Source organism: Streptomyces sp. NH27, assembly GCF_056859195.1.
The window spans coordinates 1-8,568 of record NZ_JACEGK010000343.1; the positions used below are offsets into that span (position 1 = coordinate 1).

General features: G+C 71.4%; 9 protein-coding genes. 7 read left to right on the plus strand and 2 right to left on the minus strand.

The window, feature by feature from the left end:
- The coding region (locus AC13HU_RS24940) for a DedA family protein (protein WP_483044179.1) at positions 1-770 on the minus strand (770 nt) is incomplete at its 3' end.
- Positions 771-984: 214 nt separating this feature from the next.
- Here AC13HU_RS24940 and AC13HU_RS24945 point away from each other — a divergent pair.
- From AC13HU_RS24945 to AC13HU_RS24975, 7 genes are all read left to right on the plus strand, one after another.
- Positions 985-2,367, plus strand: a complete 1,383-nt coding sequence (locus AC13HU_RS24945) for an ABC transporter ATP-binding protein (protein ID WP_483044180.1) — start codon at positions 985-987, stop codon at positions 2,365-2,367.
- 267 nt (positions 2,368-2,634) lie between these two features.
- Positions 2,635-3,285 (plus strand): hypothetical protein, encoded by a 651-nt coding sequence (locus AC13HU_RS24950; RefSeq protein ID WP_483044181.1) that lies wholly within the window; start codon positions 2,635-2,637, stop codon positions 3,283-3,285.
- Between the two features lie 306 nt (positions 3,286-3,591).
- Complete coding sequence (locus tag AC13HU_RS24955) at positions 3,592-4,047, plus strand: MarR family winged helix-turn-helix transcriptional regulator (RefSeq protein ID WP_483044182.1); 456 nt, start codon at positions 3,592-3,594, stop codon at positions 4,045-4,047.
- Between the two features lie 110 nt (positions 4,048-4,157).
- Positions 4,158-5,561, plus strand: coding sequence for a glutamate decarboxylase (gene gad, locus AC13HU_RS24960; RefSeq protein ID WP_483044183.1), 1,404 nt, complete (start codon positions 4,158-4,160; stop codon positions 5,559-5,561).
- A 36-nt stretch (positions 5,562-5,597) separates the two neighbouring features.
- The gene (locus tag AC13HU_RS24965; protein ID WP_483044184.1) at positions 5,598-5,813 is read left to right on the plus strand and encodes a dodecin; all 216 of its coding nucleotides are present in this window, start codon (positions 5,598-5,600) and stop codon (positions 5,811-5,813) included.
- Between the two features lie 399 nt (positions 5,814-6,212).
- Positions 6,213-6,692, plus strand: a complete 480-nt coding sequence (locus AC13HU_RS24970; RefSeq protein WP_483044185.1) for a DUF7144 family membrane protein — start codon at positions 6,213-6,215, stop codon at positions 6,690-6,692.
- 11 nt (positions 6,693-6,703) lie between these two features.
- Positions 6,704-7,744 carry a rod shape-determining protein gene (locus AC13HU_RS24975; RefSeq protein ID WP_483044187.1) on the plus strand — a complete coding sequence of 347 codons (1,041 nt, stop codon included), beginning with the start codon at positions 6,704-6,706 and terminating at the stop codon, positions 7,742-7,744.
- A 257-nt stretch (positions 7,745-8,001) separates the two neighbouring features.
- Here AC13HU_RS24975 and AC13HU_RS24980 read toward each other — a convergent pair.
- A partial coding sequence (locus AC13HU_RS24980) for a DUF7168 domain-containing protein (protein ID WP_483044186.1) occupies positions 8,002-8,568 on the minus strand: 567 nt, incomplete at its 5' end.

The window sequence follows — 8,568 nt, forward strand, 5'->3', positions numbered from 1 at the left end:
CGCGTGGCGGTGGCGGCGGTCGCCTCGGAGCCCGGGTCGGCGGCCGGCGCGGCCCCTTCGCCCACCGCCTCGCCCGTCGCCCCGCCCACGGTCGAACCCGAGCCCGCGCCCGCGCCCGTGCTCGCCACCGCGCCCGTACTCGCCGCCGCGGCGGACTTCTTCCGCGAGCGCATGAACTCGATGCCGACCGGAACCACCGAGACGAGCACGACCAGGACGAGAATCGCCTCGATGTTGTCGCGGACGAACGCGATCTGTCCGAGCCAGTAACCCAGCAGGGTGACGCCGGCGCCCCACAGCGTCCCGCCGATGATGTTGAAGGTCGCGAAGGTGCGGTAGTTCATCCGGCTGACGCCGGCCACGATCGGGGTGAAGGTCCGCACGATCGGCACGAAGCAGGCCATCACGATCGCCTTCGGCCCGTGCCGCTCGAAGAAGGCGTGCGCCTTCTCGATGTTCTCCATCTTGAAGAGCCGGGACTCCGGCCGGGAGAAGAGCGAGGGCCCGACCTTGCGCCCGAACCAGTACCCGGTCTGCTCCCCCACCACCGCCGCCACCGCGATCAGCGCCGCCACCACGGCCAGCGGCTGGTGCAGGGTGCCGGACGCGACGAGCAGCCCGGTGGTGAACAGCAGGGAGTCACCGGGCAGGAAGAATCCGATCAGCAGTCCGGACTCGGCGAACACGACCAGCAGCACGCCCCACAGGCCGTAGGTGTTGATCAGATGGTTCGGGTCGAGCCAGCTCGGGCCGAGCGCGAGGTTCATCACGAGTCAAAAGTATCAATCCAGTGTTGATACAAGCGTTCCGCAACCTACGAGTAGTGCACTACCGTCTGCGCAGCGTCAACCACGCATCTTCGCAAGTCCGGCAAGTCACGCAGGCCACACACGTCACACCCAATCGGCACCTGTGGAGCGCCTGTGCGCAAAACCTCCCCCCACGTACCCGTCACCGTGCCCGAACTACCTGGCGGCTCCCGTTATGACTCGCGCCATCACTCTGCACGAAGTTTCCAAGTACTACCCCAAGCAGCCGTCGCCGGCCGTCGACCGGTTCTCGCTGGACATCGCACCAGGTGAGTTCCTGGTGCTGCTCGGCCCCTCGGGCTGCGGAAAGTCGACGGTCCTGCGGATGATCGCCGGCCTGGAGGACATCACCACCGGCGAGCTGCTGCTCGACGGCGAGTACTCCAACGACCTGGCCCCGGGCGACCGGAAAATGGCCATGGTCTTCCAGAATTTCGCCCTCTACCCGAGCATGACCAGCCGGGAGAACATCGGCTTCCCGCTGCGCTTCGAGATGCCCGGCGAGGAGCCCGGGCCCCGGGTGGACGAGACCGCCCGCATCCTCGGGATCGAGGAGATCCTGGACCGCTACCCCGGGCAGCTGTCCGGCGGTGAGCGGCAGCGCGTCGCGATGGGCCGGGCGATCTCCCGGCACCCCTCGGTCTTCCTGATGGACGAGCCGCTGTCGAACCTCGACGCGAAGCTGCGCGCGCACCTGCGCGCCGAGATAGCCCGCCTCACCCACGGCATGGGTGTCACCACCGTCTACGTCACCCACGACCAGGCCGAGGCGATGTCGCTCGGCGACCGGGTGGCGATCATGCGCAGCGGGGTGCTCCAGCAGCTCAGCAGCCCCCGTGACGCGTATCACCTGCCGGAGAACGTGTTCGTGGCCGCGTTCGTCGGCACTCCCCGGATCAACCTGCTCCAGGCGACCGTGATCGCTCCACTCAGCGGAGGGATGTGGATCGACTTCGGCCGCCAGCGACTGGGCCTGCCCGAGCCGCTCAACTACGACCACCAGATGCTACGCATCCAGCAGGGCCGGCCGATCATCGTCGGTCTGCGCTCGGAGGCGGTACGGATCGCCCAGCCCAGCCAGGCGCACGACGGCGAGGTCGTGATCAGCGGGATCGTCGAACATGTGGAGTACCAGGGGCATGAGTCGCTGGTGCACCTCAACACCGGGTCCCGGCCCGCGGTGGTGCCCGAGCTGGAGGCGCCCCGGCCCGCCGCCGCCGTCAGGACCGGCAGCCGCCGGGCCGCGAACGGCTCCGGCGGCGGCATCGGCAAGCTCGCGCAGAAGGCGGCCCGGCGCATCCAGGCGTCGACGCCGGCGCGCGAGGGTGCGAACGGGGTACCGGCCCGGCCAGGCCAGGCCCCGGCCGCCGTCATCGACCGGCCGCAGGGGTCGCCGGAGACCCAGACCGGTGACCTCGTGGTCCGCACCGGCCCCGACATCCGGGTACGGCGCGGCGACCGGGTGCCGCTCCTCGTGGACCTCGCGCACCTCTATGTCTTCGACCGCGAGGGCAACCGGATCTGCCCGGCGCCCGCGCATCAGCCGCGGCTGGAGTAGTCGTGGATACGTGCCCCTGCGGGGTGGCTGCCTCGGCCCCGGGCGCGCGCTCGGCTTCTGACCGGGCGCGGCCGTAACGCGGGCCGCGGCGCGGATCTTGGCGCGGGCGTTTGGCGTTTGGCGTTGGCGTTGGCGTTGGCGTTGGCCGGATTCCGTTACGGGCTCACCCGGTTCGCGGCCGGGAGCCCACCTGCCAGGATGACGCACGCCGCGCGGATGAAGCGGCTACGGTGACCACCGTTGACTCGCCCATGCCAGGAGAAGTCCGTGCCCGACAGCACCCTGAACGAAGACGAGCCGTTCGCCTTCACCCCGATATCCGTTCCCGACCCCGAGCGGCGTTCCGCCCGGGGCAGGCTGCGCGCCCGGATCGCCGGTGGCGTCGCGGGCGCGGTCGTGGCGGGGCTGCTCATCTGGTGGGTGGTGGAGGCCAACACCGACCACACCCCGGCGAAGCACACGGCCGTCCTTCCCGACCTCTTCGGGTTGTACGCCCGCTCGGACCACGACACCGCGCCCGCTTCCAACGGCAACACCGACCTCGCCAAGGGCCCGGTCGACGTGACCTACACCGCGCCGGGCGGCAAGGAAGCCTGGATCACCCTCTACCGCGACCCGGGGATCGACCTCTCGCCCGACAGCGACAACGACACCGTGACGTCCGCGCTCACCGGCGACGACGTGCACACCGGCGCCGTCCACCACTATGCCTCCGGCAAGTCCGACGGCGACATCAAGTGCGCCGACATGCTCACCACCGGCACCCGCGGGTTCACCCGGTGCGAGTGGCAGGACAAGACGATGGGAGTCGTCTTCGTGCCCGGCGTCGGCCCGCACACCGTGATCTCCAAAACGGCCCCCGCCGATCTGCGGGCCTTCCTGGCCGGCCTCAAGATCCAGAAGGCGAAGTCCTCCTGACGAGCCCCTGCGAACTGGCTACCTCGCCTGGGTGGGTGCCCCTTGCGGCACGTGCCTGTCTACCGGCCGCTGGGTGGCGGATGGGGGCACCACCCAGGCGAAGCTCTGGGGGGAGAACGGAGCGACCGGCCCACCACCGGGCGGCACCCGGGGACGGACCGCCACCCCGGCGGCGGGGAACCGTAGAGCACCGCACCCCACCACCGAGTGGTGGTCCCGGGACGGGGAGAAGATGGGCGCCCGGGAGGGTCAGGGGCGGCCACTCCGCAGGAGGTACGTGCGGCATGCACGGTCTAAGCTGAGCGGATGACCGAATCCACCGCCGGGGAGCGGATCGCCGAGGACTTCGGGGACATCGTCCGCCGTGAATCCCGCGCCGTGGTCTACGGCGAACTCACCGCGGGCCTGGGCCCGGCCCTGGACGAGGCCACCTACCCCGTGTTGAGCGGCCTGGCCCGGGGAGGCCCCCGCAGCGCCGCCCGCCTCGGCCACGACATCGGCCTGGACCGCTCCGTGGTCAGCCGGCACGCGGACCGCCTCCAGGGCGCGGGCCTGCTCCGGCGGGAACCCGACCCCTCGGACCGCCGCGCGAGCCTGCTCGTACCGACCGCCGAGGGCGAGCGCGTGGTGACCCGGATGCGCGCCCGTCTGGCCGAGCGGTTCGACGCCTACCTCGCGCACTGGCCGCCCGCCGAGGCCGAGGCATTCGCCCGCGCCCTGCACCGGTTCACCCAGGAAGCGCTGCTCCCAAGGGAGTCGTAGGGCCTGCGAGCGGCGCCGTCTGCCCGTAACGTCGGGCGCGTACGGCGGTACGACGGTACGGGCTGGACGGCCCGGGCGGTCGCCGCTCCGCTGCTGGGAGGGTCCCCCGTATGTCGTTGCACAAAGGCTCGGGCACGTCGCACGAGGTCTCCGTGAATCCCTTCTTCCTCGGCGCCGCCGATCCGATCGGGGCCATGCAGACCGCACCGCCGAAGCACCAACTGCCGGACGGTCCGATGACGCCTGCCGCGGCGTACCAGCTCGTGCACGACGAGTTGATGCTCGACGGCAACTCCCGGCTCAACCTCGCCACGTTCGTGACCACGTGGATGGAGCCGCAGGCCAACGTGCTGATGGCGGAGTGCGTCGACAAGAACATGATCGACAAGGACGAGTACCCGCGTACCGCCGAGCTGGAGCGGCGCTGCGTGTCGATGCTCGCCGACCTGTGGAACGCCCCCGATCCCGGCGCGGTCGTCGGCTGCTCGACCACCGGCTCGTCCGAAGCCTGCATGCTCGCCGGGATGGCGCTCAAGCGCCGCTGGTCCCAGCGCACCCCGGGCTACCCGGCCACCGCCCGGCCGAACCTGGTGATGGGCGCCAACGTCCAGGTGTGCTGGGAGAAGTTCTGCACGTTCTGGGAGGTCGAGCCGCGGCTCGCGCCGATGAGCGGCGACCGGCTGCACCTGGACGCCGAGGCGGCGCTGGCGCTGTGCGACGAGAACACCATCGGCGTGGTGGCCGTCCTCGGCTCCACCTTCGACGGGTCGTACGAGCCGGTCGCCGAGATCTGCGCGGCCCTGGACGACCACGAGCAGCGCACCGGCATCCACATCCCCGTGCACGTGGACGGCGCCTCCGGCGGCATGATCGCACCGTTCCTCGACCCGGACCTGGAGTGGGACTTCCGGCTGCCGCGGGTCTCCTCGATCAACACCTCCGGGCACAAGTACGGGCTGGTCTACCCCGGCGTCGGCTGGGCGCTGTGGCGTGACGCCGAGTCGCTGCCGGAGGAGCTGGTCTTCCGGGTGAACTACCTCGGCGGCGACATGCCCACCTTCGCGCTGAACTTCTCCCGCCCGGGTGCCCAAGTGGTCGCGCAGTACTACTCCTTCCTGCGGCTGGGCCGCGACGGCTACCGCGCCGTGCAGCAGTCCAGCCGGGACGTGGCCACCAGCGTCGCGCAGCGCTTCCAGGCGCTGGACGACTTCCGGCTCATCACCGAGGGCGACCAGCTCCCGGTGTTCGCGGTCACCACCGCGCCGGACGTGACGGCGTACGACGTGTTCGACGTCTCGCGGCGGCTGCGCGAACACGGCTGGCTGGTCCCCGCGTACACCTACCCGGCGAACCGGCAGGACCTGGCGGTGCTGCGGGTGGTGTGCCGCAACGGCTTCTCCGAGGACCTGGCCGACCTGCTGATGGAGGACGTGGCCAAGCTGCTGCCCGAACTGCGCCGCCAGTCGCACCCGTTGAACCGCCCCGAGTCGGTGGCCACCGCGTTCCACCACTGAGCGGGGCCGCTCCCCCCACACGAAAGGGACATCGCCATGGCTGAGCACACCTACCGCGTCACCGAGATCGTCGGCACCTCCACCGAGGGCGTGGACGCCGCCGTCCGCAACGGCATCCGGCGCGCCTCGCGCACCGTGCGCGGTCTGGACTGGTTCGAGATCACGCAGGTGCGCGGGCACATCGTCGAGGGCGAGATCGAGCACTACCAGGTCGGCCTGAAGGTCGGCTTCCGCCTGGAGGACGCGGAGTAGCCCGGCGCCCTTCCGCAACGGCCCACACGTCTACGATGCCGCGCGCCGGACCGCTCCCGCACGCCGTCTTCCGCGGCGAGCGGCACGCCGTTCCACACCGGTCGCGGCAGCGGTTGCGGCACCAGTTTCCGCACCGATTTCCGTACCGGGTTCCGCACCTTTCCGCGCCGATTTCCGCACCGGGTTCCCTACCGCCCCCGTACCGCGCCGCGTTGCGCCGTACGGGGGCGTTTGCCCGTACGGCCGCTGCCCGTTCGGCGCAACATCGCTCGCTAAGTCCGACAATCCGGCAAATCCTCTTGTCATGAGGGCAGGTTTTCGCCCGGGTTGGTGCGGTTGCGCCGCATACTCGGCCGGGTGAGCCCGCCGTGGACGCCGACGCATTCTCGGGAGCCCGCAATGAGCCACTCCACCACAGCCAACCCACCCCCCGGGTCGAAACCACCGGGCTCGACCGGCCACGACCCGCGCGACGACTCGCGCAACGCCTGGGCCGCCGGCGGCGCCGTCTTCGCCGGGCTGATGCTGATGATCAACGGCGTGCTGGCGATCCTCGAAGGAATCGTCGGCATCGCCAAGGACGTCGTCTACGTGCGCACCCACGGCAGCTACGTCTACAAGTTCAACGTGACCGCGTGGGGCTGGATCCACCTGGTCCTGGGCGTCATAGCCCTGCTCGTCGGCTACTGCGTGCTGCGCGGCCTGGGGTGGGCGCGGTTCATCGGCATCTTCATCGCCGGACTGAGCCTGATCGCGAACTTCATGTTCCTGCCCTACCAGCCGATCTGGGCGATCATCATGGTCGCGATCGACACGTTCGTGATCTGGGCGCTGGCCAACTACCACCCGCGGAAACCGCCGTACGGGAGTGCGCTGTGAACCCCGACGTCCTGTCCCCCACCCTCGACCAACTGCGGCGCTGCAACATCGCGGTGGACATCGGTGCCGCCCGCACCCGGATCTACCTGCGCCGCAGCGGGCTCGTGGTGGACGAGCCGAGCGTCGCCGCGGTGGACATCCGCACCGGCGCGCTGATCGCCGTCGGCAAGCAGGCCGAGACGATGGCCGGCCGCACCCCCGACCACATCCGGGTGGCCCGCCCGGTGGCCGGCGGCGCCGTCGTCGACATCGAGATGGCCCAGCGGATGCTGCGGCACGTGCTCGGCGACAAGCTCGGCCGGCGCTGGCTGCGGCTGCGCGGCACCCCCGTGCTGCGCGCGGCGGTGTGCATGCCGCACGGCAGCGCCCCGATCGCCCGCCGCGCCGCCGTCGAGACGATGTACGGGCTCGGCGCGCGCCGGGTCGAGATGGTGGACACGCTGATCTCCGCCGCGGTCGGCTGCGGGCTGCCCGTGGAGCACCCCGAGGCCACGATGATCGTGGTGTGCGGGGCGGGCACCACCCAGGTCGCGGTCCTCTCGCTCGGCTCCATCGTGGCCGCGGAGACCGTGCCGGTCGGCGGCGACGCCATCGACCGGGCGGTCGTGGACCACCTGCGCAGCAATCACGCGCTGATGCTGCCGAGCCAGTCGGTGCGGCCGCTGCACAAGGTGCTCGGCACGGTCGAGTCCGGCGGGACCACCACCACCGAGGTGTACGGGCGGGACGTGGCCAGCGGGCTGGCCCGGTCGGTCCTGGTCGAGACCGAGGTGGTGCGCAGCGCGATGCGGACCCCGCTCAACGCGGTGCTCGACGCCATCACGTCCGTGCTGCGCCGCTGCCCTCCCGACCTCGTCTCCGACCTGGCCGACCGCGGCATCATGCTGGCCGGCGGCAGCGCGCGCATGCCCGGGCTCGATCTGATGCTCCGCGAGGCCACGAACATCCCGGTGAACGTGGCGCCCAACCCCGACACGGTCGCCGTCCGCGGACTCGGCGCGATGATCGAGGGCAAGGTCAGACCGTTGGTGCTCAGCCCGCTCACGGCGTGAGCCGGTCGACTCGACCCACGGGCGGCCCCGGTGCTTTCTGCTCCGGGGCCGCCCGCATGTGCCGGGCCCGCGGGTCCGGGTCCGGGGAGAATGCGGGCCATGCTGAGAATCGGTTCGGTGGTGTTGGGCGTCGGCGACGTGGTGCTCGCGGGCACCGAGGGGAACCGCTTCTGCGTGATCGACACCGGCCACGGCTGAGGATGCGACTGCGGGCGTGGGATGGGGATGGGGATGGACTCAGTCGCGGCCAACGGGTCCTAGGCGTGCCGGAGTTGGGCGCGGTCGGCGGCGGTACGGCCGTCGTGCCAGCCGTCCGGGTCGCGGCCCTTGAGGCGGGTGGCGGTGGTACGGGGGAACAGCCGCCGGGTGGTGTCGCGCACCGCGAGGTCGCGTGCGGCCAGGGCCGGCAGCAGTGCGGGGCCGACCTCGCGGGCGGCCTCGGCGACCTCCGCGTCGGTGGCGGCGGTGAGGCGTTCGCGGACCCGGGCGGCGTACGCGATCAGGAAGGACTCGCGGAAGTCGCGGGAGCGGGAGGAGCGGCCGCGGTGCAGGGCGCGGTCGGCCTGGACCAGCAACGAGGTGAACATCACCTCGACGGCTTCCAGGTCGGCGGGGTGCCCGACGACGGTGGCGAAGCCGAATTCCGCGGACCAGACGGACTCGCAGCGGTTCGCGGCGGCCACCGCGTCGAGGAGGAGGGCCTTCGCGCCTTCGTAGGGCCGGTCCACGCCGATCCTGCGGGCGGACGGGGCGTCCGGGCCGCCGCCGTGCGCGGCGGCCAGCGCGGCCGCGTCGATGCTGTGCCGGGCCATCAGCTGCTGGGC

Coding starts and splice junctions, on each gene's coding strand:
- AC13HU_RS24965 (WP_483044184.1), top strand. CDS start 5,598: ATGGCTGAGCACACCTACCGCGTCACCGAGATCGTCGGCACCTCCACC.
- AC13HU_RS24945 (WP_483044180.1), top strand. CDS start 985: ATGACTCGCGCCATCACTCTGCACGAAGTTTCCAAGTACTACCCCAAG.
- AC13HU_RS24955 (WP_483044182.1), top strand. CDS start 3,592: ATGACCGAATCCACCGCCGGGGAGCGGATCGCCGAGGACTTCGGGGAC.
- gad (WP_483044183.1), top strand. CDS start 4,158: ATGTCGTTGCACAAAGGCTCGGGCACGTCGCACGAGGTCTCCGTGAAT.
- AC13HU_RS24970 (WP_483044185.1), top strand. CDS start 6,213: ATGAGCCACTCCACCACAGCCAACCCACCCCCCGGGTCGAAACCACCG.